The organism is Streptomyces sp. NPDC006458 (assembly GCF_040612135.1).
In the GTDB taxonomy this organism is placed as follows: Bacteria; Actinomycetota; Actinomycetes; order Streptomycetales; family Streptomycetaceae; genus Streptomyces.
In genome coordinates this window covers 1-26,975 of sequence record NZ_JBEXPR010000038.1, presented here as the reverse complement: position 1 = coordinate 26,975, position 26,975 = coordinate 1, and the positions used below count along the sequence as shown (strand labels likewise).

Sequence of the window (26,975 nt, the reverse complement as noted above, 5' to 3'; positions counted from 1 at the left end):
GGCGGCCTCGTGACCGAGCCCGTTGCGGTGCAGGAGGACGACGGCGCACGCCTGGCGATGGAGCGCGGCGGCCTGCCCCCCATCCGATCGTGAACGGCCGGAGGTTACCGGGGAGGTTCGGGGGCTGTGGCGATCCACTCGGCGGCCACTTCGGCGAACTCCTTGCGGTACCGGCCCAGGTCCCCGAGGGCTTCACCGTGTCGGTCCCGCAGGTGCCGGCGCGTCTCCCGCACGTGGCCGCTCTCGATCATCCCCCACACGTCGTGGCCGGACTTGGCGGCCCAGTGCTGGGCCTCGTTGCAGATGCTGCCCGGGTCACGGTCGTCGCTGTTGACGTCCACCGACGCGCGGTCTTCCCGGTACGCGATGTGCTGGTCGGCGTACACGCTCCGCACGAACGCCAGGGCGTCCTGCATGTGGGTGGTGTACGGCTTGCCGGTGCGGGAGTCGACGTGAGCCGCGCCCCCCGCGTTCCACAGCTCAGCCAGATCCGCCGCTTCGTACGCGGCGGCGGCCTCCAGCTCGGCGAACAGCTTCTCCGCTGGGACCTGCGCCAGAGCGGATCGAGAATCCTGCGCCGCGCGCAGCGCCCGTACACACTCGCGGGCCTTTTCCCGGACGGCGACCGTTGCCGGCTGGTCGCCGTAGGTCAGGAACACGAGCCCGAGCTTCGCCGTCCGGGCGGCGTCCACGGTCTTCTGGGTGGGATCGCGGCGGGCCTCGTCCACGGCCTCCAGGAAGGCGGTCACCGCGGTGGTGCGCGGGCCGGTGTGGGCGGTGTGCAGCGCGGTCAAAGCGGTACGCTTTATCCCAGCCACCGCGACCCACACGGAGGCGAACGCGGTGATCAGCGCGGCACCTATGGGCGCCATCTTGAGCCAGTCATCGAGCGTCATACGGGCCAGGGTTCCCAGGACGACTCCTGGCCGCACGGGACTTGAGCCAATCCAGAGGGTTCCCCGGCCGCCGCTGCTCGGGCCGGAGCCGGTTTCCGGTGGGGCCTCGTTGTACCCGGCGCCGCTATCCGGCGCGCCAAGGACTGGAACATGAGCAGCACACTCCTGTGCCGAGGGGTGGGATGCCCCAACGTCAGCACGGGGAGTGGCGGGTGACATGCAACTCGGTGCCCGCAATCAGCTCGCGAAGCAACGCTCTGACCTGTGGTTCTCCGTATCGTCGCAGGTACTCGGAAGCGTTCAGCAGCGGCGGAAGGGCCGGCGGTTCAGCCTCATGGAGCAACCGGCCCAGCTCAACGGGCCCTTCGAGCGCTGACGTACCCCCACGCGGCGCTGAGCGTGGCTGGCGCCCGGGGTCCGCCTCCTTGAGCAGTGGCTTATTGCCTTTCTGGCAGCAATGAGGAGTCAGAGTTCCGAGACGCGCCGGTCGTCCCACACGAACCTGCCCTTCGCCCTCGCCCAGCTCAAGCCATTGATCCCCACCGCACCCAGGATCGTCGGCGTGCCTGCGGCGTCCTGTCGCGGCTTGTGGAAGCGGGTCGCGTAGAGAACGCCGCCGGTCCGGTCCCGGCAGTACTGCCACGCCGCAGCCCCGCACTTCGGGCAACGTACAGCCGCGCACGCGTTCCACGCCCGGCGGAGCGCCGCCTTGACGGTCGTGGAGTCACTGCCGGCCGGTACGGGGAGGGTGAAGTAGTCCATTGCCCGATCATGTCGGGTCGAGCCGGCGCCCGTCAGGCGTTCGCGAGGAGCTCGTCAGAATCGCGGGGGGACCGAAGGTCTACGTGTAGAAGGTGCCCGCAGACCTCGTGAAGTACTGAGCGGAGCCGCCCGGCGTCAAGGTCAGAACAGCATCTCCTCCTTCGCCGGTTCGGTTTCCTCGAAGGGCAGGAACATGACCCCGCCCAGCTCCACCTCGCGCTCGGATCCGTGGCACAGAACCAGGTCCAGGGCGCGCTCGCGGGGCCGCGGGTGCTTGTGGTCGGCGATCCGCCGGGTGTCAGGGTTCACGGCCACGGAGCGGCGGCAGACAGGGCAGGTGATACGCGGCCATGCAGGCATGACGAAGTTCCCTTCCTAGAAGGCGTGATGTGGGGGTACGCATCCCGAGAACCGGGGTGTGCCTGGAGCGTAGTTGCGCCGGCGGGGACTGGCGAGGCACCGGTGCGGAAACTGCCAGGAGGGACGTCTGCGCAGGTGAAACACCGTGAAACGCTGCGAGACGCGAAAGAGCCGCGAACTATTACTAACTACTGCTAAGTCCTGCTAGGTAGTTCGTCGCCAAGTTGGCCGGATCGATGCGGTCATGGCCCGAGTCTGGCACGGCTCAGCGCCGCCAGTCGGGGCGGCGAAGTCGATCCGGCCATGGGGTGAGGGTGAGCCTCAGTGAGTCGCGGTGAGAGCGTCCGAGGCGCGCCGAGGGCTTCCGAGATCTGAGAAGGCTGACAATCGACGCTTTCCCGAGGGTCAGCCGCGCGACGAAATCACTGGGCCGGATGTCGCTTGACTGGCAAGGTCATCGCGTAACAAGGGAGGGGATCAGATGGAACCGATCAGTGCGGCAGCCGGCGGGGCACGTGGAGCAGGTGCCGCGTTGCGGATGGCGCAGAGTGCGGCGAGCCCGTACGTCATGGTCAAGCACGGCCGTCGCGAAGACCGGGCCGCCGTCTACGACCGGTTCATCGCCGCGTGCGCGGCCTTCTTCTTCGATGGGCAGGCGGACCGGTACGTCGTGACAGAGATGCTTGCATCTCTGCAAGCGGTCGAGCTACGCGCTCCCAAGCATGTCCGGCTAGCCGCCAACCAGCTCTTCGAGTACATCGTGAGCATGGATACGACCGAGGGAGGCTCGGTGCCCACACTCCAGTGGACGAAGCTGACGCGGAGTGCCCGCCTCATTGGCACGCGGGACATGTTCGAGCTTGATGGTGACGAAGTAGTGAGCAGCGACATCCTCTTGATGGGGCTGCGGGAGTTCACCGAGATCGCCCGACTGGACGTGACCGCGCGGTGGTATCACGCTTTGCTGACGCCGTGGGGCAAGCGCTGGTGGCTGAACCGGTAGGTGGGCCGTGGCTACGGGAAAGCCCCGCCGGCCGCTCCTTGCGGAGGGTGAACCCCGGCGGGGCGCGAGAGTCCAGGCGACTGGAGTTCTCGAAGCGGGATTCTAGCAGCCCGGACAGGAACTCGGGCCACTGTCTCGGAAAGTGACACTGCTTGTGCTTGAATAGCCGTCTGCTGTGCGACAGGCCGGGCCCCCATTTCTCCGGAAAAGTAAATTAAGGGCCGGGGGGTCGCTTTTAGTGTGACATCTCGCACCTTGTCTGGGCATTCAGGGAATCGGGCCTACCGCAAGCGAAATCTCACCCCATGAACGTCACTTTAATCACGCTTCCCGACCCTATTTTCTCTGGTATCCTGCCGCGAATTTCGAGATAATCGACCCATGCCTAAAAGGGCGTGCCCGCTGAACCCGGGCAATCCAGGCGACGATTTACGATAGGGGTTTCTCGAAAATGGGTCACGTGCAAGGGGAGAGCTCTGCCAAAAATCAGGCACCATCCGCCGTCCAAAAGTTCGTGTCCGTATGCGAGGATGCGAATTGGGACGTGACCAACTGCGAGGAAATCGAGCCGGGCATGTGGGCGGTACGCGTCTACGGTGAAGCGTACGGCTGGATGGAACGCTTCACCCTCGTGTGGCGCAAGGGGCGTTTCGCGTTGGGCGCGTCGACCCGTTGGCAGTGGGAGCCGGGGACCGAGGAAGGGCAGGGTCACGGATGCTCGGATGAGCTCGGTATCCGGGCCGTCGCCGCCTTTATCTCCGCCAACCCGCAGCCGGAGCCGGTCGAGGTTGAGGAGTCGGAAGAACTCCCGGTCAAGGTCGTCCAGGACTGGCACCGGGGCGACAACTTCGACCCCTCCGCGCGTGAGCGCACCGTGGAATGCGGCGGAGTGTTCTACCGGGTCGGGCAGACGATTCCCGGATACGCCATGACGATTTCTCTCAGGGGTGGCTTCCATTTCAACATGGGGGACAACTGGGAGGACGTGGAGGAGAAGATCAGGGCGCACCGCGCGGAGCTTTTCGCGACCGTGCCGGACGGCGCGCCGTCGCGCATCCTCACGACGTCCAAGGGAATGCCCGCGCAGTTGTACGCCGACGGCCGTACGGCCCGGTGCTATTCGCACTGTGCGGATTACCGCTGTGAGATCGCGGGTGAGTGCACGTGCCCGGAGCGGCCGGTCGTTTCCGTGGACGGACCGCAATATTCGTACGTGTGGGAGAACTGCCCGGAGTGCGTGTGTGAGGAAGCCGGATTCCGGCTCGAATCGCTCCCGCTGGACGGGTGGACCCCGTACATGCCGGAGCCGTGCCCGGCCGTCCCGCATGAGGCGCAGCTCATCGAGGACCGCTCCTTCGGGGTCGGTCTGTGCCTGATCTGCGAGTGCGGCGAGTGCCTGCCTGACAAGCTCAAGCCGGTGATCCGGGCTGACCAGGACCGGGCCTACACCAACCTTGCATCGGTCGCCCCGCGCGCCGTCGAGGAGCTGCTCGCCGAGCTGGGCTACGCCGTGGCGGGTGACTGGCGGTCGTGCATCGTCGGTCTGTCCGGCGGGAACGCGAACGCCAAGGCTGCCCCGGTGCGCCCGCTCGACGGCGACCAGGAGCAGCCGGTGCCGGGGCCCGCGTGCGACATGACCATGAGGTACGCCGAGACGGGGAAGTCCCAGCTCAGCTCGGGCGGGAAGACGGTGTCCGGCATCTGCACGTGCGGGAAGACGCATTGGCGGGACTCCACCTTGGTCCGTAACCCGCGTGTGGACGGCGGCCCCTTCGACCGGTTCTTGAGCAAGCACGGATACGAGCGCGTGGGGTTGTGGGGGAGCGCGGGTACGCGGGTGCCCGTCCGCCCGCTGGGCGGTGACGTCCAGGAGCAGCCGGAGCCGGAGCCGGAGTTCCCCGTCGAGCTGGAGCCGGGCGAGACCGTCGAGTCGTACGCGGGTGAGCACCACCGGCCCGAGGACGACGGCCACGACTGGACGCTCACAACGGCGGCCGGGCACGGCTACCGGCTGTGTGCCCGGTCGTACGAGCCGGACCGCTGGCAGGTGGCGCGGGCCCCGTTCTCGACGGCCGGTTCCTCGTCGGGCGGGTGGTTCTGGTGGGCGGAGCTGGACGAGGACAACAGCCTTGCGGCGGCCGTCGCGTGGTGCCGGGCGGACTCCGAGTCGGCGGCGTGGGCGGCGGACGTGTGGGCCCGGTATGGGCACGTGAACTCCGAGCGCGTGGCCTGGAGTGCGCAGCTCACCGAGACCCAGTTGGAGGACCGTGTTTGGCGTGTCGAGCGGTACGGCCGCGTCGGCATCATGGCGCAGTACCCGTGGGGGTGGGAGCACCGCCCGAGCGGCTGGTTCGTCGAGGCCGGTTCGGGGGGCGGGGCCGTGGACGGCGCCTTCCGGCGGCGGGCGGCGTACTACCTCACCGTGGACGGCCTGCATGAGGTCCCCACGGAGCGCTGGCGGATCGTCGGCACCGACGCTCCGCATGGCAAGGACGCGGCCGAGTGCGCACCGGGTGGCTGGGAGCACGGCGGGTGCCGGGCCCGGAAGTCGCCCGGCCGGTTCCTGGTGGACATCCTCGGCGAGGACGGCGAGACGGTCATGGGTCGGATCGGGGTGTGCGCGGAGCACCTGGCGCCCCGACTCGTCGAGACGCACAGCCACCAGGGCGAACCCTGGGCCGTCGCCTACAAGACGGCGGGCAAGGTCGGCGGGCACATGGGTTCCTGGGTGGACTGGAAGGAGCGCCTGCACGCGCTCGTCGCCGAGATGGTGACGGCGGCCCTGGAGGCGGGAGAGAGCAACCCGCGCCCGGATGTCGTGGCGGCCCTGTACGCGGAGGCCGAAGCGATCCGTGCCAAGCAGGAGGTGAAGGCGGCGAATAAGGCCGTCAGCACCCCGAGGACGGCCGAGGAGCAGCCGCAGGCACCGGCGGAGCCGAAGGAGCCGCAGCGGACGGCGCGCGAGCGCACGGAGTACGTGGAGAGCCTGCCCCCGGCCGGTCGCGGCAAGCCGAAGGGTGCCACCGTCAGGGCGGGCGACCGCAAGGGCGAGTGGATTTCCTGCGGGCGCACCTTCTCGATCTCCAAGCGGGAGCGCAGCTCGTCGGACATGTGGGGCGAGGATCTCCCGCTCGTGGTCCACGACATGAGCACCGGGGAGCCGTGCGCGCCGGTCATCGGCGAGGCCCGTACGGAGGCCCTGGCCAAGCAGGTGATTCGCGTCTACGTCGCCGAGCTGGGGATCGACCAGGCCCCGGTGAAGACCCCGCGCGAGCCGAAGATCAAGGACGCGCCGGACCCGGTCGTCGAGGACCCCTACGGCCCGTTCGAGAGGGGCCAGATCGTCACCGTGGACGGCCGCGAGGGCGAGTGGTGCCTCATGGCCAAGGGCCAGAACCACGGCGTCTGGCAGGCGGAGCCCGCGACGCTGGACGGTGGTTCGCGCGAGGAGTTCAAGGTGTCCGAGCTGTCGCCGTGGGGAGCGGCGGAGGCGCTGGCGGGCTACCACGCCCTCGGGCTCTACAAGGAGAAGAAGAAGGCCGCCGCGTGGATGCTGCCCGTGGATGCCAAGGGGCGGCCTATCAGGCTGGGTGACCTGGTCGTGCAGCACTACTACGAGCAGTCCGAGGCCCGGCGGGTGCAGCGGGTGTACCGCAACGGCAACTGGCTCACGGCGGTGGTAGGCGAGGACGGCTCCGTGTCCTCGGAGCACTGCAACAACGTTCAGATCGTCACCCAGGAACAGGTGGACGCGCTCGCCGAGCCCCTGCGCGTCGAGGAGGGCGGCCACCGAGGCCGGATCGTGCAAGCACTCGTCACCCGGCACGCCGGGCAGTTCCGCGCGACGTGCTCTTGCAAGGACGGGTTGGAGCTCATCGAGCCGGGCAGCTCCCGCGAGGTGTGGTGGTTCAAGACGCAAGAGGCGGCGCTTGCCGCCTGGCACGAGCACGCTGCCGAGCCCGTCCAGGAGCGCGTGGAGCTGGAGCTGTTCCAGCTCATGCAGAAGAACCCTGCCGCCGACGCCAGCGACGGCACCGAGGGCATGTGGTGGGTGTCCTGCCGGGGCGGGGCCGCTTGCCCCGAGGAGAGCGAGCATGGGCACATCGTGAGCCCCGCTGGCGAGCTGTCGTGGCGGGAGACGAAAGAGGCCGCGCGGGCGCTGGCCGAGTGGCACATCGGCGGCGAGTACGGCTCCGCGCCGGGCGATGTCCTTCCTGGCGTGCCGGAGAGCGTGGCGGTGATCTGGGCGTCCGACGCGTACGGCGTGGCGATCTACCGGGGCGAGTGCGCCGGGTGCGGCGCGGCCGAGGAGTTCTCGGGGAATCTGGGCGCGGCGAAGAACGCGAGCACCAACCGAAAGGCCGTGCGCGACCAGGCGGCGCAGTGGGCGCAGGCCCACGCGTGCGAGGACGCCGCCGACACAGCCGCGCTGAATATGGGTGACGAATCGGCCTCGACCCCGGCCGGCCGGGATCTGGAGGTCCAGGAGGAAAAGGCCGAGCCCGCCGACGAGGAGCCGGTGGCCGTGTTCATCGTCTCCGCCCGCTCCAACCCGACCCACCGCCGGGTCCTGTGGGCGATGACCCAAGCCGACGCGAAGAAGCTGTGCAGCGACAGGCGGACCGCCGGGCGCGGGCACATGCTGTGCTGGACCGCCCCGGAGCACCTGGGCGAGCTCGGCACCGACTGGGAGTGGGCGAAGGACCGGGGGACAACGGCGGCCGTCATCGACGAGCTCGGCGTGACCATTCTGGACCGGGAGGTCGTGGAGCGGGCCGTATCGAATATCCCCGCCGAGCCCGAGACTCCGGCCGGCGAGTCCGCCGAAGTCCAGGAGGAGCCCAAGCAGGACTCGGGCGGGCGCGTCGACCTCCTGCCCGGAGAGATGGAGTTGGGCTACCGGGGCGGCTGGCATGGCGAGCATGAAGTGAGCACCTGGGGCGGTACGTACACCTTCGCCCTGCGGGACCTGGGCGAGACCAAGCGCGGCACCGCGAACAACGGGTGGCGCTACTCCCTGCGGTACTACACCGACCGCGACCAGATCGGCGGGGACGGCGTCTCGCCCTTCAAGGCCGTGCCGTACCCGGCGGACATCATGCCCGCGATCCGCCAGCACATCGCCAAGCGGTGCCGGGCGGCCAACCACCACCCCTACGTGTGGCTCGTCATCGTTCCGCAGGCGGCCCCGGAGGTCCGTAGCGCCCTTACCTGCGCGTGCCGGGGCGAGAAGCTCGGCACCCGGGGTGCGTCGCGTGCGGCGGCGGAGGCTCTCGCCACCGGGCGGAACTCCTACCGCCTGGTGGGGGAGTGGGAGACCGTCGGCGACATCCAGCGCGCCCCGGTCGTCTGGGCCCCCGCGGATATCACCGAGACGGAGCAGACCCCGGCCGGCGACCAGCCGGAGGAGAGCGACGAGGAGGAGACCGCGCGCTACCTCCTGGAGCTCAAGGCCGCCGACGTGCTGCCCAAGCTCGGGTGGTCCGCGTCCATGGCTGACATCGTCGAGTGGGCGGCGGCCGGTGACCTCTACGCCGACGGGAAGAAGTTCAAGCTGACCCGGGGCCGTCCCGTCCGCGCCGACCGCGTCCGGCTCCTCGCCGGTGCGGGCTACCTCGTCCTGCCCAAGGAGGATGGCGGACAGGTCACCGTCACCGCAGACGGTGAGACGGCCCTCTCCTACGCCCGCGCGCTGCCGTCCGCGCTCCTCAACAACGCCCAGGCAGACGAGGCAATCAAGGCCGCCCAGCGCAGGGAGGCCAACGGCAAGGGCTCGATGTGGATGCGCAACGGGCTGCACATCCTGCCCGGCGGTGAGACGGAGAAGCTCGCAAGCACCCGCTTTTGGGACGCGGTCGACCCTCAGGGCAAGACCAAGCCCATGGAGGAGCGCTACCAGGCGGAGCCTGTCGAGACCCCCGCGAATATCGACCCCGCCCCGGCGGCCGGCCGGGATGGAGCGCGTCTCCTCGCCTCCGGGGACGTCGTCTCGGTCGCGGGACGGCGGGGCACGGTGCGCAGCGTGAACCCGCTCGCCACGGTTCCGACGGTCCTGATCGCGTGGGAGGACGGCAGCGGCACCAAGACCGTGCCCCGCGCCGAGCTGGACGTAGAGACCGCGCAGGCGGACCCCGAAGAGGCGGAGTGCTGGGAGCAGCTCGCCGAGGAGCGCGAGCGCCAGGACGGTGGACGTGAGCTCCTTCACCACGAGTCCGTGGTGACCCTGACCGTGCCTTCTCGCCCGAGCGCGCTCGAACTCCCCCCGGTGCCGCTCTGCGAGGCCCTGGAGTCCTACGTTGTCCCCGAGGTGCCCGCCCTCTCCATCTGCGAGGCGGACAAGGTCTTCGTCCTGACCGTCCCCCGCACCGTCGAGCGGCACGAGAAGGCCGTCCGTATGGAGCTCCTTCACCAGACCACGGAGCAGCAGCGCAAGGCCATTTGGAAGATGACCGGGGAGGCGAAGCAGGAGAAGCGCACCCGCAAGCGGGAGGCTCTGCCGCAGCCGACCGCGCCCGCGATCCTCGACGGCGAGCGCATCGCACCCATGAACCTCGGGTGGGGCCAGGCGTGGTGGCTCTTCCGCGACCAGTACGGCTACGGCTTCGAGGTCCAGGAGCGCCGCGACCGCTGGTTCGGCATGGTCCGCGAGGACGAGCGGGAGACCAGCACCGGAGCCACCCTCCCCGGCAGCCTCGTCTCGGCCACCCCGGACAGCTTCGACACCGCCGCCGAGCTTCTCGCGGCCTGCCGGGACATCGGTAAGGAGCGAGCCCGCCTCGACGCCGGGGGCCGGATGGTGCGCCGGGTCTTCGCCGACTACGACAAGCCCGTGCCGCTGGTCATCTGCGCCGTCGACATGGTCCCCGTACGGCCCGCAGCAGAGCCGGAGCCGCGCGACTGGTTCACCCCGGTCGTCATGCCCGAGCCGGTCGCCGACGACGGCCCCGACTACGCCGAGCTCTCCCGCGCCAACCGCGCGGCCGTCGAGGAGCAGCCCGACCGCCTCGCCGAGCTCCGCGAAGAGTTGGCCGAGCTGCGCCGGGATGTCGAGACGTGGGGCGCGGAAGTCGCCGCCCTGGCCGTGGATGCTGCCGAGCAGGTCGTTCGGCAGGCGTACGCGGAGCTGCGCGACATGCAGTCCGCCGAGCTCTCCATCATGCTGCGCCAGGCGCAGACTCTCCGCGAGGAGCTCCTCGACGAGGTGGAGTGGGAGTCGGTCCCGGTGAAGCGGCGTCCGTGGGCGACCGCGTGGACGACGGCGGCGAGCTGGGGAGCGTTCTGGGCGGCGGCCTGGGCCGAGTCCATCGACGTCATCCGGCCCGTGAGGTAGCAGGGGCCCGGCAGACGGGCAGCACGACCGCGACCCTTTGAGCACAGGCCCGGTTGACGGGTAGAGCGACCACCCCAGTACGGCAGGCCAGCCCCTCGCGGCGCGCGAGCGGGGGAGCGGCCAGCCGAAGGAGCAGCGTCCGGCGCGCGGACGCGGCTCCAACAGCACTGCCTTTTCGTCACCGCGGCCGGCGACTCCGTACGACCGACCCTTGTGAAGGGAGAGGTGACCACGGATGCGACCTCCACGGCACTGCCTGCATTTACGCCGAAAAATCGAGTAAGGATCATCGAAGCATGACGACGATTACAGCCGAGAAATCGGCCCCCAAGTCCAAGAGGGCGGCGCCGTTCAGTCGGCCCCTGACTCGGAAGCAGATGATCCAGCAGCGCATGATCGAGTGGAGGAAGCCCGGCCACGAACCCGCGGTCGGCATGCTCCTCTATCGGCCGGCTGCTGACGACCCGCACGCCAAGTGGCTCGTTTCTGCGAGGTCGTTCGGCTCGGTCCTCGTTCAACGCGTGCCGTGGCCAGCGGTCGAGGCCGGGGAGTTCTGGGGCGTGCCGTCGGACCGGGTCACCGCGGAGGAGCGGCGCACTCTCACTTGCTGGTTCCGCCGTGAACTCGCCGAGCGGGAAGGGGAGGGGCCAAGATCCGGAACGGCCTGACATCCCGCCAACTTCCAAACTAAGGTACGGCTCAGTCCTGGTAACCGTGCTTACCGGGACTCAGGAAAGGGACTCATGACCGAGCTCGACATCATCGACGCGGAGCTCCTTCCCGTCGCTCAGAAACCAGATCTTCCAACCCATACCGCCGCAGACTATGAGCTGAGCCGCGAGACGGTCGAAGCGCTCAAGGCGGCTATCCCTGCTGAGACCTACCGGAAATATGACTTCTGGCTCAAGCGGGCCGAATCGTGGTGCGCGGCCGTCGGGAGGACCTACTTCCCCATGACCACCGAGACCATCACCGAATGGATCAGGGTCACCATCGACACCCCCAGCGACAAGACCGGCGAGCCGTACGGAGCCTCCGCCCTCGGGCAGGCCGTCGCCGCAGTCCTCGCCGCACACACCTGGGCTCGCGTCCCCGTCGACCGGCACCCCGACCCCCGGCCGGCCCGGCTGCTCATCAAGGCCCACAAGAAACGGCTCGCCGACAGTGGGCGCCGCGTGAAGAAGTCCGCGACCGTCGACCTCGACGGTTTCACCGCCATGGTGCAGCAGTGCGACACCACCACCCTGCGCGGCCTCCGGGACCGGCTCATCGCCGTCTGGTCGATCTGGTCCATGCCCCGCCGCAAGGAATTCGCCGCCCGCGTCATCCTGGACGTGGTGGTCGTACCGCGCAAGGGCGTCCGCCTGTTCTTCGCGAGCAGCAAGACCGACCAGGCCGCCGAAGGTGAGTGGGTCACCATGCCCCGGCGCCACGACCTCCTCGACCCCGTCACCGCCTGGACCGAATACCGCGACGCCCTTGCGGAGCGCGGCGTCACCGAGGGCGCGGTCCTGCGCCGCATCGACCGCTGGGACAACGTGGGCGACGCCCTGTCCGCCGAGAGCGTCAACGACATCCTCCAGGCCCTCGCAGACAAGGCCGGCGTCCTCTACGACGAGAACGGCCTCAAATTCACCGCCCACGGCGCTCGCGCCTCCGGCGCCACCATCGCCGACGAGAACGGTGCCTCCGCCGCGGCCATCCGCAAGCAAGGCCGCTGGTCGCCCAACTCGAAGGTCGCCGATGGCTATATCCGCCCCCGCGACGAGTGGGACGGCAACGCCATGGCGAAGATCCCCACTATCCCGGCCCAGCGCACCAACGCCACCGAAAACTGAGCGAGGCCCGGTGCTAGAGACACCGGACCCCGCGGTGAGAGACCCCTACGCGATCATGAAGAAGGAGAACCTCGTGAGCATCGTACGACGCATCGCCGCTGCGTTTTTCCGCCGCGAAACCCGGACGGAGCAGCTGGCCCCCGACGCCGAGCACCAGGCCGTGCTCCCCACCGTCGAGCAGATCGAGCAGGCCGCCGCCGACTACCGCGAAGGCGCCGAACTCGCTCGCCGCGGCGACGCACTCAAGCGCCGTGCGAAGAAGGTGCTGGGCGAGCTCCCCGACGGCACCTACGGGACCGCCGTCATCACCCGGAAGCCCAACGCCCCCATCGCCGACAAGAACGCCGTGGTCGCCCAGCTGCGAGACCTGGGCGAGGAGGTGCCGATGATGCAGCGGGCCGCGACGCTCGTCGTCGAGATCATCGAGACCCCCGCGGAAACCTCCTCGCCGGCCGCGAGCGAGGAGAGCGACGTCCTCGACACCGTCCCCGTCGATTGGGTGGACGAGATCTTCACCGCTGCCCGGCCGGCTGCACTTCTCGCCTGACGTGTCCGCAGGTTGTCCTACGATCGCCCCGGCTGCCTCTCGGTGGCCGGGGCCCCGTTGTTCAGGAAGGAAGTACGTGACGCACACCCTCACCATCAACGGCGAGCAGATCACCCTCACCAAGGAGGCCGTCCTCGTGGCCGCGGCCGACGCTCGACCCAACGTCCGCCCCCAACGTCACGGCGTCCTCGTCGGCTCCGTCCTCTGGGCGCCGAAAGACTTGCTGCGGACCGTCGTCGGGAACGAAGACCTGGGGAACGTTGACTCCCCGCGGGCCATGAAGGCGTTCAACACCCTCGGCTTCCAGACCTTCACTGAGACCGTCTACACCGAGGACGGCCTCCCCTTCGTCCACCCCCAAAATCAGCTCCGGCCCAAGGAGGAGACGCGCTCGTGACCGACCTGAGCACTGACGCCTGCCCCATCACCGTGAACGCGAACCGCACCTGCGGCGCCGCCCTGCGCTGGGAGGTCACCCCCGAGCGCGACGTCGAGCCGTACGTCGCCTGCGGGCAGCACATCACCGCGCCCATCACGCGCTCGGGCGAGCTCGTGCCGTTCAGCGCCCGGCCGATCTAGTTTTCGCCGTCGAAGGAGAACACCGTGAGCGACAGCGACGGGATATATAGACCGAGCAGCAAGCGCCAGGTGATCGGGAGCTGGGTCATCATCCTCGGGGCCATCGGGCTTTTCTGGGGGTGCTCCGCCATGGACGACGCGCCGGCTCCCCAGGATGCCCCGCCCTGCGAGGCGCAGGCGCGTGGGGGAACCGAGCCCTGCTGATCGCCAGCGCCCCCGTTCTCCGGAGCGGGGCCTTCTCATTTCAGCAGCACCCGCTCGTCGCCCCGCACCGCGACCAGCTCCAGGCCGTAGCCGATCGCGCCGAGACTTGAATGACACCTTTTCCTGTCAATGACACGTTTTAGTGTCAGTCGAATTTATTGCAAGGAAAATGCATGGAGGTCTCGCTGGAGGCTACTGCCCCAAATGTCGGAAGCGAGCGATAAATCCTGGCCCTGGCTCTAGCTGCCCACGGGGGCTCTAGCTGCCCATGAGCCTGATCTCTAGCTGCCCATGAGCATGAGCAGACGCTGTTCACGAGCAGGAGCTCCGGCCGTGCAGCGGCAGGGCGCACTGCACGAGCGGCGGGACTGCTGTCTCTGTATGGGTAGTGGACAGGGAGTCACCGTCACCCCGCGGAATTTCGGCCTGGGCTCCGCATCAGCGGGAGTAAGCGCACGGCAGGCGCGGGAGCCGGCGTGCACGGGGGAGTCGTACTCCTTGTAGTCCTGACGGACAGGCCTTCGGCAACCCCCGAATTCTGGCGAATTTGTGCCCCGGAGTCGCAGGCTAGCGGTGACGACGTCCCAGCGTGGGGAGGCCGCCTGAGTACGGACGGTAGGCGCTGGAGTTGGCACGGGGCTCCAGGTGCTTGCGGACCGCGGCAAGATGATCCGCGCACTCCTGGCGCTCCTTCTCCGCGTCCTCCTCGGCGCGCAGACTTACGGCCTCCTCGTCGGAGACGATCCGCTTGGCCGTCGGCGGCCACGCGAGGAACACCTCGGTCTCCCGCAGGAATCCCTTCCCGAAGCTCTCGTACTGCTCCGCCTTCTTGGTGTCGCCAGTGGCGAGGGCTTCAGCACGCTTGGCTTGCATGTCCAAGGCGAGCCCGACGCAGAACGCGTGACGGCTCTCGCCGATCCAGTCCTTGCCCGACATGGTGTTCCGTGTCGCGCTCATCGCGTCCCCCTGCCTCGCTGGTGCCCCACAGCGTAGAGGCGGAGCGGACACCGTGCGAGCCTTGGCCAATGCTGAGAAGGCCCTACGTTCGGCCTGGGGCGTAGTCGCCCGTCGTCGATAACGAGCTGTGCGGCCACCTCGTGCATGAGTACGGTCAGCGGCATGAGCGAAGCCGAGGAATACGCCCTGATGTTCGTCCGGAGCTGGGGCGAAGCCGTGTTGAGGCAGGCCGAGCGTGCCCGTGCCATGCGTAAGAAGTTCGCGGTGGACGACCGCAACTACGAACGCATGGAGGACTGGAGTCCCAGCGAGGTCGACCTGGAACGGAACTTCCGGACGCTGTGGGCGGAGGAGCACACGCTGGTGTGGTCTGCGTATCAGCTTGAACGCTGGCGTGCCCGTCTCCACCGCGAGCGAGGCCAGGAGGCACCCTCGCAGGACAAGGTTCTGGCGACGGTGCGAAACGCCCTGGAGCACCTTGATGAGGCGGAGTTCGAGGAGGGCGGCTTTGCCGTCGCGCGGGCTGATCGTGGGAACAGTGGGCGGTCCCTCCGCGAGCTCCCGGGTGGTGGTCTGTCGATCGAAGTCGGCGGAGTGCTGTTTGGGCTCATTGCCCCCGAAGAGGTCGAAGCGCGGGCGCTCAAGATCGTGAGCACGATCGAAGACGAGCTGGAGCGGGACGCCATCGAGTGGTACATGGAGATGAAGCGTGAGGAGGAAAGGGAGATGCGCGCGATATCGCGGCAGATTTCCTCCCCGCCAGAATCGGGCGCATGAGGGCGACCAAGAACAGGAGCTCAGGCCGGAACCCGGCGGCCACGGCAGCACAGCGAGCTGCGCGAGCACGCGAGCGCCGGGAGGCTGAGGAGCTGGAGTTTCACGAGCGCCTTCGCGATGCTGAGCGGCTGTATCAGGAGACCGGTGAGACGGGCCTGGACGCCCACCAGAGCGCGCTGGAGGAGTCCGAGGTGCGTGGTGGCCTGCGCGGGGCGCAGACGCGTGCCTACGAGCGTCTGTACGACCCGCCCCCGCTCGCCTGCCGCTGGCGGATGTCCAGGCTCTTCTGGCTGCCGACGGGCGGGCAGACGGTCGTGCTGCGTACGCACAGGCTGGAGATCGTGCACAACGGCTCGCGGCCAGCTCGGTGCGCGAGGGTCTCGGTGTACCCGATGGACGAGCACCTGGACCCGCGGCGCAGTCAGTACCGGCGCTTGGAGGTCTGGATCTCTTCCCCCCGACTTTCGGCCCTGGTAGCGCCGTACGGCCGGTGGACGCCGCTGCGGATCGCGATGGTGGGGCGCGGGGCGTGGAGCGTAAGCGTGGTGCCGAAGCACCAGGCAGGGTTGTGGCTGGCCGCCCACCTCTTGGAGGAGCGCGAGGGAGCCCTTATGGAGCCCGTCGAGTTGGAGTGAGTTACTGCCTCCCCAGGCTTCCTTGTGAGCCCCTGCTGGGTCAACTTCCCCGTTGATCTTGGTGAGTTACCCCTTCCCTGCTTGGTGGCGTGGTGCTGGCGGGTGTGCAGCCCGTCAGATCTGTCTCAGGACGTGGTTCACGAGCGTCGCCGTAACTCTGGCGCAGTATTTTCTGCGTGAACGTACTTCTGTGCCGCCGGACGTTCTCGTGGCCGAGTTACTCCCTCCCTGCGCCATGAGCGTGGTTGTCGCATCGGATGGCGTAGGGGATTACCAGCTCGAAAAATCACCACGTGATCCTCAAAGAGTCGAATCGGCTCGTATTGAGGAGCACTCGGATGCTGACGGTTTCGCCTCTCCGTCTTCGCGTTGCACGGTCGCTGGCTGGGATGGATCAGGAACAGCTCGGCCAGCGAGCAGGCGTGTCGCAGCCCACCATCAGTGGCTGGGAGTGCGGCCGTCACACTCCTCGGCCCTTCTACGTGGGGCGCCTGGCTCAGGCTTTGGGCGTCTCCGTGGCCGACCTCTGCGTACCCGAAGAGGACGAGGAGCTCGTCGCGGTGCTCGCGTCGCTCGATGAGAGCCGCCGGCGCCACGCCGGTGCGGGGGTGCTCTGCGAGACGGTCGCGGCGTGATCCCCGAAATGCGAAAGGCCCCACCGCCCAAGTGGGGCCCCGCTCTCCGACCGGCCTCACCAAAGTCCGATCAACACACACATGGAGATTCTCCCATGACTGCTGAAAACGCATCAATCGCCACGCCTTCGTCCTGGGGTATGGAGCTGGCGGCGTACGACGGCGCACAAGTGATGGCCTACCTGGACGAGCTGTTCCGTGGGTGTTCGGGCCGTATCGCGCTGGCACACCAGGGGCCGGGCCTGCGTAACACGGGCTCGGGCCTCCAGGAGATCGTCAAGTGGACGGAGGACGGCACGTTCCGGGGCCCGGGTGAGGCGTCCGCGAAGGTACGGAAGCTGTACGCGCGCCAGCAGCCGAGCACCTACGTACGCATGACCACCGTGCGCGAGGGCGTCGAAAGCGGCACGAGGGGCGTGGAGGCCGACACCGCGGAGGCGGTGTGCCTCTGGGCGGACATCGACATCGCCGGCCCGGGGCACAAGACGGTCGAACAGCTTCCGCCGGACCTGGCGTCCGCGTTGAGGCTGTTGGACGTGCTGCCGAAGCCGACGCTGATCGTGCACAGCGGTGGTGGGATTTACCCGTTGTGGGTGTTCGAGGAGCCGCTGGTGGTCACCAGCCCGGACGTGCTGCGGGAGGCCAAGGCACTGTCGATGGCCTGGCAGCTCCTCGTACAGCGCATCTCGGCGCGGCACGGTTGGACGTACGGGACCGGCGTCGGTGACCTTTCCCGGGTCCTGCGTGTCCCGGGGACGGTGAACCCGAAGGTCCCGGGGAACCCGCGCCCCTGCCGGGTCCTACATAACGGAGGTCCCCGCTACGTGTGGGGCGATCTGGCCGCGTGGGTGCGTACGCACAGCCCGGATCTGGTGGCCGAGGCAGAGGAGCGATCGAAGCCGAGTCCATCCGTGTGGGCCGGCGGCTGGGGTGACGCCGCGCAGTTGATGAGCGCCAACTCGCCGTTCCAGGTGCTGACTGAGACGGCGACGTTCGGGGACGTCCTGTTTCCGGCGGGATGGACGCTGATCGACATCGGCCAGGACGGGGTCGAGTACTGGCAGCGGCCCGGCGGTTCCAGTTCTCCGTACTCGGCGAAGGCGTACCTCGGCGGCGTGCCGACGTTGGTCGTCTGGTCCGAGAGCGCCGGCCTGCCCGTCGGGGAAGGCCAGAAGCTCACCATCGGCCGTGTGCTGGCTCAGCTGCACTGCGACGGAGACGAATCCCGTACGACGCGGGGTCTGCTCTCCGCTGCCCGCAGAGACATGCTCGCGCCCGACTGGGCGGCCGAGCTGCCCGAGCACGTTCTGGACGCGCTCAGAGAGCGGTGTACGTCCCCGGCGGAGGTTGAGCGTCCGCGCATCACGACGGCGGTGACGGCATGACCGAGCAGAACATGCGCTGGCCGCGCCGAAACAGGCCCGAGCCGACCTCCAAGCCGCAGAAGCCTGCGGAGAAGCCGAGGTGGGACATCACCAACGACAAGCGCGCCTACGATGACATCCCCGCGATCCTCACCCACCCTCAGATGCCCTACAGGCCGTTCAGCCGGGATAAGACCCTTCTTCTTCTGGTGCCAGGCGAAGGCGACGAGCCGCCCACCTCGGTACCCGGAGACGCGACCACGCTGGTCTCGTACCTCTCGTCCTACATCGACACGTACGGCGTGAGGACGGTCGGCAAGGGCGAAAACAAGAAGCAGGAGGAATCGCCGAAGCTGATCTCCGAGAAGGTATGCAAGGCCGCCGCCAACGGCATCGACTTCCCCTACCCGACGCTCACGGCGATCATCACCAGCCCGGTCGTCCTGCCGGACGGAACGCTGCTGGCCGAGCCCGGCTACCACGAGCCCTCGGGGCTGTTCCTGCACTTGGGGGAGACGATCCCAGATATCCCCGACGTCCCCACAGAGGCTGACGTCGCCGCGGCGAAGAAGCTGCTCGTGGAGACCGTATTGGGCGACTTCGAGTTCGTGCACCCCAGCGACCTGCCCAACTACCTCGGGCTCCTCTTCACCCCGCTGCTGCGCTTCTACGCCGGCGGCCTGGTCCCGCTGTTCTACATCACCGCCGACAACCCCGGATCGGGTAAGAGCTACCTGCTCAAGCTGGTGGGAACGTTGTTCGGTTACGCGCCAATGCCGTGGCCCAAGGACAATGAGGAGGAGATCCGCAAGCAGATCACGGCCATCCTCCACTCCAATGCCGAGCCGCTCATCCTGATCGACAACGTTCCAGAGGGGACGCTCGTCAAGTCGCCGCAGCTTGCGTCCCTGCTGACCTATGAGGAGTGGAGCGACCGCCCGTTGGGCTTCACACGCATGGTCCGCATGGACAACAACCGGATCTGGGGCATGACCGGCAACAACATCTCCATGGGCGGAGACATGCCGCGCCGTGTCGTCGGTATCCACCTCACCTGCTCAGCGCCGCACCCCGAGGACCGCGACCCCGCACAGTTCGCCGTCGGCGATCTGCTGCACTGGGCCCGCGCCCACCGCGGGGAGGTGCTGCATGCGATGCTCGTGCTGGTGGCTTCCTGGCTGGCGGCCGGCGCGAAGGAGGGCAGCGCCACGCTGGCGTGTTTCGACCGTTGGGCGAAGGTCACCAGCGGATTCCTCGACCACATCGGGGTGGAGGGGTTCCTGGACGAGCGCAGGGAACTGGCGGGCGGTCGCTGTGTGGACGGCGAGGCGTGGGAGGCCCTGCTGATCGCCTGGCACGCCAAGCACGGTTCGACGTGGGTGAGCGCGGCGGATGTCTCCAACGACCCCGGCTTCGAGGAGCTGCTGGCCGAGGTGGATACCGGGTATCTCGACGCCAAAGCCCTCGGTAAGGAGCTCCGGGGCAAGCTGGGGCGCTGGTACGGCGACTACCGCGTGGCCAAGAAGATGGACTCCAAGTCGAAGACCGCCCGATGGCGCGTGGAGAAGCACGGCGGCATTCCGGACGACGCAGTGGCATGAGGGAGTGGGGCGGGGTTGGGCGGGGTTGAAACCCTACCCCGCCTACGCGTATGCGCACATAAATGAAAAATCGCAATAGCTACTTCTTGTACTGCTGGAGGGAGGGTTTGAATCCCGCTCAACCCCGCCGAGGAACACATGGGCCTGCTGGCGAGCGCGAGAGCCCTGTGCATCACCCACCCGCCGCGTTGACGCCGTAACTCCTACCGGGGAGGGATTGCTCGTGACCTCACCTCACTCCGAGCAGTTCCCCGAGGACTTCGCCAGCGGGTCCTTCTACGCCAGCGTGACCCTTCACGGCGTCGGCGGCGTCCACAAAGTAGCCCCGCCGGGATACCGGTTCTTGGACGACGGCCGCCGAGCAGCAGGTTCCCGCGGACGTCGACCAAGGGTTCTCCGCACTCCTTCACGCGCACCGCGGCCACTCGCTCATCAGACATCAGGATCGGCGTCATCACGAGGTCTTCCCTACCCATGCCGACACCGCTGGAGTGCCCAGGTCTTCGGGTGATCCGAGCACCGCGTCCCGCGCGGCCTTCGCGAGGGCGGCCTGGACGGTGGCGGACAGGCCAAGTCGGTTCCAGTGGAAGATCACGTGGTAGGAGAGGATCCGCCGAAGGCCGCGCTCCAGTTCGCCTGCGCGGGCACTCGCACCGAGGGTGCTTCCGGCGAGGCGGAACACGTCCGCCCAGGGGGCGGCGAACGCGGCAGGGGCGCCGTCTTGGAAGAGGGCCCCGGCCGGCTCGGTGTCGGCCAGGAGAAGTTTCCGGATCTGCTCCGTCATCTGAGGCAGCCGGTCCAGCAACAGATCACCGGGCACGGGACGTTCCAGTGCGACCTGGTGCCAGACGTCGCCCATCTCGTACCACTCCAGCCCGGCGGCGTGGAACATGGTGGTGCACAGCAGCACGGACAGCTCACGGCGGCCGAGCGGCCAGGGCTCGTGGGCGGCGTGATCGAGGATGGCCCGGCTATCGGCGTGGAACAGGTCGTGCGCGGCGGCAATGGCGCGTGTTCCGCCGAAAGCAGGGGCCTCGGGCTCGTACAGGCCCTGCCACCATCGCGCGATCGTGCCGCCGGCGGTGAGGGTGTCCAAGGCGGCGGTGACCGTGTTGAGCACGTCGCTACGGTCAGCATCGTGGTGGACTCGCAAGCGCCAGCAAGGGTGTTTGCGGATGAACCACCATGTCGCGCCGCTGCCCTCGGCCTGGTGGAGCGTGGGCACGAGCTCGCGGGCGGCTACCGACTCTGCGGCGTGCCAGTCGGCGAACTGGATGTACGCCTGCCAGCGGGTGCGGGCGGTCTGCTGGTGGAGGGCGTCCTGGCCCGCCCGGCGGAACACGGCAACGGCGGCCGTCAGCTCCTCCGTATCGAGTCCGACCAGCCCGGCAGCGTCCGCGACGGGGATTCCGGCGAGGACATTCAGGACGGCGGTTTCGACCATGCCGGGATCCGGCTGATGCAGCGGGGTGCGGTCGCGGAAGGTCAGTCGATCAGCAGGCATGTGTCCCATCCGGATACAGGGGGCCGGTTCGTGGTGTGGGTGGCCAGCGCGAGCGCGGTGCTGGCGGTCCCGTTAAGGAATCCCTCGCCGGCGTCGGGTCCGGTGTGCTGGCGCAGCCGCTCGCCCAGGTGCGGCAGATGCTCCGCAAGCGCAGGGGTGGCGGCGTCCTGGGCGGCGCGCCAGACGGTCTGGTAGAGCCCGGCCCAGCCGTGGCACAGGCCAGGGTCGGTGATCTGCTGGAGCTGGGCGTGGTCGGTGAGACAGTCGGCGAGGGCCTGTTCGTAGCGGCGCTGCTGATCCTGGTCGCCGAGGGCGAGGGCGGCGAGCTGCCCGGCCCGTGCGATGCCGGGGGTGCCGTAGCACCAGCTCGGCCGTGCTGGACGCTGCTGCTCCGGCCGCCCGCTGGTGATCTCTGGGAGGGTGATCGTCTCCGGCCACCACAGGCCCGTGTCTCCTGTCTGCTGCCACGACTCCAGCCACCCGGTGATGCTCTGTACGGCATCCAGGTGGCCGGGCACGGTCAGACCCCGGCGGGCGGCCTGGGCAAGAAGCAGCAGGGGGCCGGTGATGCCGTGCGCCACCCCGAAATTCAGATGCTCCGGGCCCTGGTACGCGCCGTCGTGCCAGCGCGGCCCGTGGCCGACCCACCAGCCCGGCAACCGCTCCCCGTGGTGCAGGACGGGGCGCGTCAGCGCGACCAGGTAGGTCAGGACGCGTTCGAGGGCCGGGCTCCCGGGTTGGGTGCGCAGGAGAAGTGCTCCGATCCCGGTGAGCCCGTACAGCACGTCGTACTCGTGGAAGCGGGCAGGCTGCCCCGAGGCGATGCGGGTCAGGGCGGTGTGGGCGCGCTGGTGGGCGATGGCGTGCACGTGCCGGTCGAGGGTGTCGCGGGCGGTCTGGTAGCGCTCGGGCGGGTCGGCGGCGGCGTGAAGGACGAACGCGAGGGCCGGTGCGCCGAGGAACAGGGCGGCGGTCTCGCTGCCGTTCAGGTCGTGTGCGGTCGCGCGGGCGATCCAGGTGTGCGCTTCCTTCCAGTCTCCTCGGCCGGTGCGGGCCCGTTCGATGTGGAGTAGCGCGGTTCCCGCCGCCCCGTTGTCGAGGCTCTGGGCGGCCCACGGGGCGGCGGTGCTGAGGGTCACGAGGACTCCCGGGCGGTGAGAGCCAGGGCGCAGGCCCGCGCGAGGCGTTCGGTCGTCTGTTCCTTCTGGGGGTCGGCGGAGACAGCCCGGAGGTGGTGCCCGTGGAGGAGCGACCGCAGGACTCTGGAGGGATCACGCTCCTGTCGGGCGAGTTGGGCCCGGTAGGCGGCGAGAGCGGCGGCCCGCCGCTGCCAGGCGTCACCGATCAGATCGCCCCCAGCCAGTTCGCGCAGGGACCACGACGGTCCGTTGCCGCTGACGAGGCGTACGGCGGCCTTGCGGAGCTCCGGATCGAAGGGGCCCGTGTGGCGGGGCAGCACCTCGCACAGCAGGCGTATTCCCCCCGCTGGGGTGGGGGCCAGGGCGGCGGCGATATCGACCATGCTTGCCGCGGTGAGTGCCTGCGCCGGAACATCGGTGCCTTCGGCGGCGCTGATCTGGGCGATGGCGGCTGTGCTGTCGGCGGCGAACACGTCGTGGGCGGCCAGGAGTGCGGGGCCCTCCCCGTACCGGCCGATCTGAGGCTGGTAGCCGGTCAGGGACACCCCGGCGAGGAGACGCTGGCCGCGCAGTCGGGATGCCCATGCACTGATTTCCCGTGTGGCGTGACGGCGCTGCCGACCCGGTACGTGGAGGACGAGGTCGAGGCGCTGGTCGGCGTCGGGACGCGCGGTGTCGCGGAAGCGCGTGTACCACCAACGCGTATCAGGACCGAGGGCGTTGATGAGCGCGGGGAGGTGCCGGGTGAGGATCTCGTCCCAGCGGTCCGGGTGACCGAGGAACTGCGTGTGCAGGAGATTGCCGTCCCACGGAAGGCGCGGGAGCCCGGCGGTGGCGATCGTGCGCGGTGCCGGGGTGCCGCTCGTGGGTGACGGGTTCGGCTGGTGGCGGAGCGAGAGGAGGACTTCGTGGGGTTGTCCGAGCCAGCCGAACGCCTTCGGGCCGGGAGCGCGCCGCAGTTCCACAGGGTCCGTGGAGCGGGCGAGGCGTGAGCGTAAGAGCTGTCGGTCCATGGACTGGGTGAGGTCGAGCGGGAGGCGTTGTTCGACTTCCATGAGGGCGACCTGGTCAGGCATCTTCCAACGGGCCTGCCACCGGGCGAGTGCCTCGTCCCACTCCGTGGCCGTGGCCGTCCCGGGCAACGCGTCCGGTGGGAGGAGCCAGCGCGGCTGGGCGAGGAGCGTGCGCCGGTAGCGGACGCCGGGCAGGTAGGGCAGGCGAGTGGCGGTGCCGAAGTCGAAGCCGGTGTAGACCGGGCAGCGGGCCGTGGCGAGTTCGGCGAGGAACCGGGCGAGCGGCGGGGTGTGCTTGCCCGCCTCCAGGGCGTGCAGGACGCGCGGTTCGAGCAGTCGTCCGGTCGACAGGCGGACCAGGCGGAACTCGCGGGCGTCGATGGTCACGCCCAGGTCCGACAGCGGGATGACGCCGGGGTCGGCCGCCTGGTGCTCGCCGAGCTGGATGATCTCGGGTAACAGGGCCCCGCAGCGGACGAGCATGTCGTCACGACGACGACGCGGTGCGAAGGACAACTGGACCGCCGTCCCCGTATCCGACTGGAGGCTGCCTGCCCAGCGCTTCCGCTCGTCCTCGCTCAGCAGGTGGGTGAAGCGACCGGCCATGCTGCTCGCCGGCCGCGGGGCTCCGGTGACGGCGAGATCGAAACGGCCTCGGTCCAGATCGGCGAGCGTCGCAGCATGAACCTCGACGCACAGCTCGATGCGCTCCGGCGGCACAGGCTCGTCCTGTCCGTCCGCGAGTTCCGCGATCACCGCGTCCGTCATCTGGATCTCGTCGTTGCCGTCCACCGTGGCCTGCTGGATCAGCGCCAGGAGCTTCTCGTCCCGCGCCGTTGCCGGGCGCGGTGCGCTGCGCCGGGCGGAGCCGAGGAAGTCGGCGGGAAGGCCGAGTCCGCTGTCGGCGACGAGATCCAGGACCGGGACGACCGCGCCGACGCCGTACCGGGAGCGGAACCGGGCGAAGTAGTCGCGCCAGCGCGCCGGACCGTACGGGTGCGCGGACAGGCGAACCAGCGCGGCGGCTGCGCCTTCGGCCTCGTGGATCACCGCGTCGGGGAGCTGCACCTGGGCGTCGAGCCGAACGTCCGCCATGACGGGAACGGTGTCGCCCTCGTGCAGCGCGCACATCCGCTCGACGAGCGCGCCCACATGTGTGTGGGGGAAGGTGAGGGCCTCTCGGACCTGTTCCAGTTCGGCTGCCAGCTCCGCGACTTCGGGGAGTTCGTCGGCGTGAGCCGCTGCCAGGATCGTGCACAGGTGGCCCAGGGCGTCCACGCTGGTCATCGGCGGCCACAAGGCCGTCACCAGGAACTGCTGCTCGACGAGCCCGGCCAGCAGGGCGTCCAGCCGCTCCTGCGGCACCGACGGATACTGCTCGGACAGCGTGGCGCGCACCTCCGCGTACGGCACGGGCTCGGAGGCCCGCTCCAGCGCGAGCAGAACCGGGCCCGTGGCGCGTACGGACACCTCGACCGGCGGCATCAGCAGCGTGTCGCCACCCGCCGGGGCACCGGGCACCACGACGCGGTCCCCGCGTACCTGGGCGGTGTTGTTGGCCAGCAGCGGCAGCCATTCCAACAGCCGGGGCTGCGCTTCGAGCCGAGCGACGACTCCTGCGAGCCAGGCTCCATCCGCCCGCAGCAGGCGATCATGGTGCTGCCCCCACGCTGCCGCTGCCGTACCGCCGGTCTCGACTCCGCAGATTCCCGCGAACGTGCCGAACGGCGTCGCTCGTCGCTGCCAGCGCGCCATGTAGGCGGCGGTCGTCAGCACCAGGCGGCGGACCCGCTTCGGGCTGCCCGCCCCCTCGATCGCCCGCTGGATCTCCGGCCCGAGTACGGGGCTGGCCAGCAGCATGGCCTCGCGGACCTGCGGGATGTTCCACGCGACGGCCAGCCATCGCCGGGCCTCAGCGGTACCGTCCGCGGCGGCGAGGTCCGGCGCAGCCGGGATTTCGAGTCCAGGTGGATAGGTGCTGGCGCGCAGCATCGCCGCGCCGGTCCAGCCGTAAACGGGCATGGCGCCGGACAAGATTCCCCCTCTTGGTTGCTCTGATGCGGGGGTGGGCCGAAGGAAGCGCCCCCTCGGCCCACCCAGGTAGTCCCCTCAGCGGATCAGGAGGGGTCTCCGACCGACGAGCCGCACGCGCTGGAGCCCGTGGCGCACGTCGTGCCGCAGCCGTCACCGGTGGAGCACATCAGCTTGCCGTCCGGGTGGGCGGCGACCACGACCTTGATGTCCAGGTCGAACAGGTCGTCTTCCTCGACCAGCGGGCGCTCGGTCAGCAGAGCCGTCACAGCGATCACACTCCTTGCTTGGTGGTTAGGTGGTGCAGAACGCCCTGGCCGCAGCTCTACGCCGTCGGCCAGGAGATCGTGATCCGGCTGTGTCGCTTGTTCACGACCCGCTCGCCGGACAGCAGGTCGTCGGGGGTGTCCGCCGGGTAGGCGGCGAAGACCGGGCCGTCGGTGCCGCGCTGCTCGCGGTCCCACGCGCGGATGTGGTCGGCGATCGTCTCGGCCAGCTCGGGGGCCTGCGGTCCGAGGGCGTGGACGCCGAACTCCAGCCGTCGGCCCTTGTCGGTCTCCAGGCGGCGCCAGGTGACGTAGCCGAAGGAGTTGCCGTCCACGGCGGCCATGGCGAACCACCTGTTCGGCGGGGCGACGATGCCGGTGTCCAGGTCCTCGTTGACCGCCATGGTGCAGAAGCCGTCCAGCCGCGTGGCCAGCCACATCTGCAAGGAGTCGAATGGCTCCTGCATCCCCATCGTCACGCCGGTCCACGTCTCGAACCGCTCCGTCTTCACGGCGTTGTCCAGGTCGGACGGGTTGCCCATGACTTCGTCGTCGAATTTGAGGCCGATCTCCTCCGTGCCGGTCGGCAGAAGAACCTGGGTGTGGTGCTCGTTCGCGCCCTGCATCGGCACGAAGCCGCACACACGCACCGACTCACTGACCAGGCGGTCACCGTGGCGGACGAAGGCGATGGAACGGGTCAGCCCCCGCACCCGCAGCGGCACCACGAGCCGGCCGCCCTCGATTAGCTGCTTGACCCACGCAGGGGCGATGTCCCAGGCCCCGACGGTCACGAGGATCACGTCGAACGGGGCCCGGTCCGGAACGCCCGCGGCAGCGTCACCGGTGATGACCCGGACGTCGTCGTAGGCGTGGGCCTTGAGCAGTCGTTCCGCCCGCTCGGTGACGTCCTTGTCGATGTCCATGGTGGTCACCTGACCCGTCGGCCCGACCACTTCCCTGATCAGGGCGGCGTTGTAGCCGCCCGAGCCGATCTCCAGCACCCTGTTGCCGGGCTTCACGTGGCCCTGCTCCAGTTGGAACGCCTGGATCTGCGGCGCGGACACGGAAGACGTCTGGACGCCGTGCTCGTTGGTCTTCGTCGGCACGGCCTCGAACCACGAGTACGCCTTCTCCAGCGAGGCACCCGGGGCGAACTCGTGCCGGGGCACCTTGCGGAACGCGGCCTCCACGACGGGGTCGGTGAGGTCACCCGCCTCCTTGAGGTCCACGATCATCTTCTCCCGCAGTGTCTCGGCGTCACGGGACGTGTCCTGCGAGGAGACGTTGGATGCGCTGTCCATGCTGTCCGTTCTCTTTGTCGTTGTGGCGGGACATTGGGCTTGCGGTGGTTCAACGACCGGGTTCGCCGGCGACGACCTGAACTTTCCCCGTGATGCTGGACACTCGTTGCTTACGCTGCGAGGGCGTGTTCTTGCTCGTGTCGCTGCCGGGTCTCCAGCGGGGTGAGGTAGCCCCAGACTGGATGCCTCCGCAGCCGCTTGCGGTTGTAGAAGGTCTCGATGAAGGTGAA

21 protein-coding genes and 1 pseudogene are annotated in these 26,975 nt (G+C 69.0%); 12 read left to right on the top strand and 10 right to left on the bottom strand.

Annotated features, from left to right (window positions below; all coding sequences use genetic code 11):
• Positions 1-104 precede the first annotated feature (104 nt).
• The 3 genes from ABZZ79_RS34965 to ABZZ79_RS34955 form a co-directional block, all read right to left on the bottom strand.
• Positions 105-896, bottom strand: a complete 792-nt coding sequence (locus tag ABZZ79_RS34965; protein ID WP_356695851.1) for a hypothetical protein — start codon at positions 894-896, stop codon at positions 105-107.
• Positions 897-1,361: 465 nt separating this feature from the next.
• Complete coding sequence (locus ABZZ79_RS34960) at positions 1,362-1,658, bottom strand: hypothetical protein (protein WP_356695849.1); 297 nt, start codon at positions 1,656-1,658, stop codon at positions 1,362-1,364.
• A 141-nt stretch (positions 1,659-1,799) separates the two neighbouring features.
• Positions 1,800-2,018, bottom strand: coding sequence for a hypothetical protein (locus tag ABZZ79_RS34955; protein WP_356695847.1), 219 nt, complete (start codon positions 2,016-2,018; stop codon positions 1,800-1,802).
• A 481-nt stretch (positions 2,019-2,499) separates the two neighbouring features.
• Here ABZZ79_RS34955 and ABZZ79_RS34950 point away from each other — a divergent pair, with 481 nt between their 5' ends.
• The 7 genes from ABZZ79_RS34950 to ABZZ79_RS34920 all read left to right on the top strand — a co-directional run bounded on the left by ABZZ79_RS34950 (position 2,500) and on the right by ABZZ79_RS34920 (position 13,315).
• Positions 2,500-3,021, top strand: coding sequence for a hypothetical protein (locus ABZZ79_RS34950; RefSeq protein ID WP_356695845.1), 522 nt, complete (start codon positions 2,500-2,502; stop codon positions 3,019-3,021).
• Positions 3,022-3,565: 544 nt separating this feature from the next.
• Positions 3,566-10,351 (top strand): hypothetical protein, encoded by a 6,786-nt coding sequence (locus ABZZ79_RS34945; RefSeq protein WP_356695843.1) that lies wholly within the window; start codon positions 3,566-3,568, stop codon positions 10,349-10,351.
• A gap of 296 nt (positions 10,352-10,647) precedes the next feature.
• Positions 10,648-11,019: a hypothetical protein gene (locus ABZZ79_RS34940; protein WP_356695841.1), complete on the top strand. Its 372-nt coding sequence runs from the start codon at positions 10,648-10,650 to the stop codon at positions 11,017-11,019.
• A gap of 75 nt (positions 11,020-11,094) precedes the next feature.
• A complete protein-coding gene (locus ABZZ79_RS34935; protein WP_356695839.1) occupies positions 11,095-12,189 on the top strand; it encodes a hypothetical protein in 1,095 nt (364 codons plus the stop codon).
• A 73-nt stretch (positions 12,190-12,262) separates the two neighbouring features.
• Positions 12,263-12,736 carry a hypothetical protein gene (locus ABZZ79_RS34930; protein ID WP_356695837.1) on the top strand — a complete coding sequence of 158 codons (474 nt, stop codon included), beginning with the start codon at positions 12,263-12,265 and terminating at the stop codon, positions 12,734-12,736.
• 76 nt (positions 12,737-12,812) lie between these two features.
• Positions 12,813-13,133, top strand: a complete 321-nt coding sequence (locus tag ABZZ79_RS34925; protein WP_356695835.1) for a hypothetical protein — start codon at positions 12,813-12,815, stop codon at positions 13,131-13,133.
• The gene (locus tag ABZZ79_RS34920) at positions 13,130-13,315 is read left to right on the top strand and encodes a hypothetical protein (protein WP_356695833.1); all 186 of its coding nucleotides are present in this window, start codon (positions 13,130-13,132) and stop codon (positions 13,313-13,315) included. Before ABZZ79_RS34925 ends, ABZZ79_RS34920 begins: the two co-directional genes overlap by 4 nt.
• Before the next feature lie 771 nt (positions 13,316-14,086).
• Here ABZZ79_RS34920 and ABZZ79_RS34915 read toward each other — a convergent pair.
• Positions 14,087-14,476, bottom strand: a complete 390-nt coding sequence (locus ABZZ79_RS34915) for a hypothetical protein (RefSeq protein ID WP_356695831.1) — start codon at positions 14,474-14,476, stop codon at positions 14,087-14,089.
• A gap of 162 nt (positions 14,477-14,638) precedes the next feature.
• Here ABZZ79_RS34915 and ABZZ79_RS34910 point away from each other — a divergent pair, with 162 nt between their 5' ends.
• The 5 genes from ABZZ79_RS34910 to ABZZ79_RS34890 all read left to right on the top strand — a co-directional run bounded on the left by ABZZ79_RS34910 (position 14,639) and on the right by ABZZ79_RS34890 (position 19,488).
• Positions 14,639-15,253, top strand: a complete 615-nt coding sequence (locus ABZZ79_RS34910) for a hypothetical protein (protein ID WP_356695829.1) — start codon at positions 14,639-14,641, stop codon at positions 15,251-15,253.
• The gene (locus ABZZ79_RS34905) at positions 15,250-15,888 is read left to right on the top strand and encodes a hypothetical protein (RefSeq protein WP_356695827.1); all 639 of its coding nucleotides are present in this window, start codon (positions 15,250-15,252) and stop codon (positions 15,886-15,888) included. The genes ABZZ79_RS34910 and ABZZ79_RS34905 overlap by 4 nt, the downstream gene beginning before the upstream one ends.
• A gap of 338 nt (positions 15,889-16,226) precedes the next feature.
• Entirely contained in the window at positions 16,227-16,523 is a 297-nt protein-coding gene (locus ABZZ79_RS34900; protein ID WP_356695929.1) for a helix-turn-helix transcriptional regulator, read from the top strand.
• A gap of 95 nt (positions 16,524-16,618) precedes the next feature.
• The gene (locus ABZZ79_RS34895) at positions 16,619-17,908 is read left to right on the top strand and encodes a hypothetical protein (RefSeq protein WP_356695825.1); all 1,290 of its coding nucleotides are present in this window, start codon (positions 16,619-16,621) and stop codon (positions 17,906-17,908) included.
• A complete protein-coding gene (locus ABZZ79_RS34890; RefSeq protein ID WP_356695823.1) occupies positions 17,905-19,488 on the top strand; it encodes a hypothetical protein in 1,584 nt (527 codons plus the stop codon). The genes ABZZ79_RS34895 and ABZZ79_RS34890 overlap by 4 nt, the downstream gene beginning before the upstream one ends.
• 347 nt (positions 19,489-19,835) lie before the next feature.
• On the opposite strand, the pseudogene ABZZ79_RS34885 reads toward ABZZ79_RS34890, so the two are convergent.
• The 6 genes and pseudogenes from ABZZ79_RS34885 to fxlM all read right to left on the bottom strand — a co-directional run.
• Positions 19,836-19,943: pseudogene (locus tag ABZZ79_RS34885) on the bottom strand (dipeptidase); the annotation flags it as partial.
• Positions 19,943-20,992: a thiopeptide-type bacteriocin biosynthesis protein gene (locus ABZZ79_RS34880; RefSeq protein WP_356695821.1), complete on the bottom strand. Its 1,050-nt coding sequence runs from the start codon at positions 20,990-20,992 to the stop codon at positions 19,943-19,945. The gene ABZZ79_RS34880 and the pseudogene ABZZ79_RS34885, both read right to left, overlap by 1 nt.
• Positions 20,974-22,131 (bottom strand): lanthionine synthetase C family protein, encoded by a 1,158-nt coding sequence (locus tag ABZZ79_RS34875; RefSeq protein WP_356695819.1) that lies wholly within the window; start codon positions 22,129-22,131, stop codon positions 20,974-20,976. The genes ABZZ79_RS34880 and ABZZ79_RS34875 overlap by 19 nt, the downstream gene beginning before the upstream one ends.
• Entirely contained in the window at positions 22,128-25,166 is a 3,039-nt protein-coding gene (locus ABZZ79_RS34870; RefSeq protein WP_356695817.1) for a lantibiotic dehydratase, read from the bottom strand. Before ABZZ79_RS34870 ends, ABZZ79_RS34875 begins: the two co-directional genes overlap by 4 nt.
• Positions 25,167-25,261: 95 nt before the next feature.
• The gene (locus tag ABZZ79_RS34865; RefSeq protein ID WP_356695815.1) at positions 25,262-25,444 is read right to left on the bottom strand and encodes an FxLD family lanthipeptide; all 183 of its coding nucleotides are present in this window, start codon (positions 25,442-25,444) and stop codon (positions 25,262-25,264) included.
• Between the two features lie 56 nt (positions 25,445-25,500).
• Complete coding sequence (gene fxlM / locus ABZZ79_RS34860) at positions 25,501-26,745, bottom strand: methyltransferase, FxLD system (protein WP_356695813.1); 1,245 nt, start codon at positions 26,743-26,745, stop codon at positions 25,501-25,503.
• Positions 26,746-26,975 lie beyond the last annotated feature (230 nt).

Coding starts and splice junctions, on each gene's coding strand:
- ABZZ79_RS34905 (WP_356695827.1), top strand. CDS start 15,250: ATGAGGGCGACCAAGAACAGGAGCTCAGGCCGGAACCCGGCGGCCACG.
- ABZZ79_RS34915 (WP_356695831.1), bottom strand. CDS start 14,476: ATGAGCGCGACACGGAACACCATGTCGGGCAAGGACTGGATCGGCGAG.
- ABZZ79_RS34895 (WP_356695825.1), top strand. CDS start 16,619: ATGACTGCTGAAAACGCATCAATCGCCACGCCTTCGTCCTGGGGTATG.
- ABZZ79_RS34880 (WP_356695821.1), bottom strand. CDS start 20,992: ATGCCTGCTGATCGACTGACCTTCCGCGACCGCACCCCGCTGCATCAG.
- ABZZ79_RS34900 (WP_356695929.1), top strand. CDS start 16,227: ATGCTGACGGTTTCGCCTCTCCGTCTTCGCGTTGCACGGTCGCTGGCT.
- ABZZ79_RS34940 (WP_356695841.1), top strand. CDS start 10,648: ATGACGACGATTACAGCCGAGAAATCGGCCCCCAAGTCCAAGAGGGCG.
- ABZZ79_RS34935 (WP_356695839.1), top strand. CDS start 11,095: ATGACCGAGCTCGACATCATCGACGCGGAGCTCCTTCCCGTCGCTCAG.
- fxlM (WP_356695813.1), bottom strand. CDS start 26,745: ATGGACAGCGCATCCAACGTCTCCTCGCAGGACACGTCCCGTGACGCC.
- ABZZ79_RS34950 (WP_356695845.1), top strand. CDS start 2,500: ATGGAACCGATCAGTGCGGCAGCCGGCGGGGCACGTGGAGCAGGTGCC.
- ABZZ79_RS34965 (WP_356695851.1), bottom strand. CDS start 896: ATGACGCTCGATGACTGGCTCAAGATGGCGCCCATAGGTGCCGCGCTG.
- ABZZ79_RS34960 (WP_356695849.1), bottom strand. CDS start 1,658: ATGGACTACTTCACCCTCCCCGTACCGGCCGGCAGTGACTCCACGACC.
- ABZZ79_RS34955 (WP_356695847.1), bottom strand. CDS start 2,018: ATGCCTGCATGGCCGCGTATCACCTGCCCTGTCTGCCGCCGCTCCGTG.
- ABZZ79_RS34910 (WP_356695829.1), top strand. CDS start 14,639: ATGAGCGAAGCCGAGGAATACGCCCTGATGTTCGTCCGGAGCTGGGGC.
- ABZZ79_RS34870 (WP_356695817.1), bottom strand. CDS start 25,166: ATGCCCGTTTACGGCTGGACCGGCGCGGCGATGCTGCGCGCCAGCACC.
- ABZZ79_RS34890 (WP_356695823.1), top strand. CDS start 17,905: ATGACCGAGCAGAACATGCGCTGGCCGCGCCGAAACAGGCCCGAGCCG.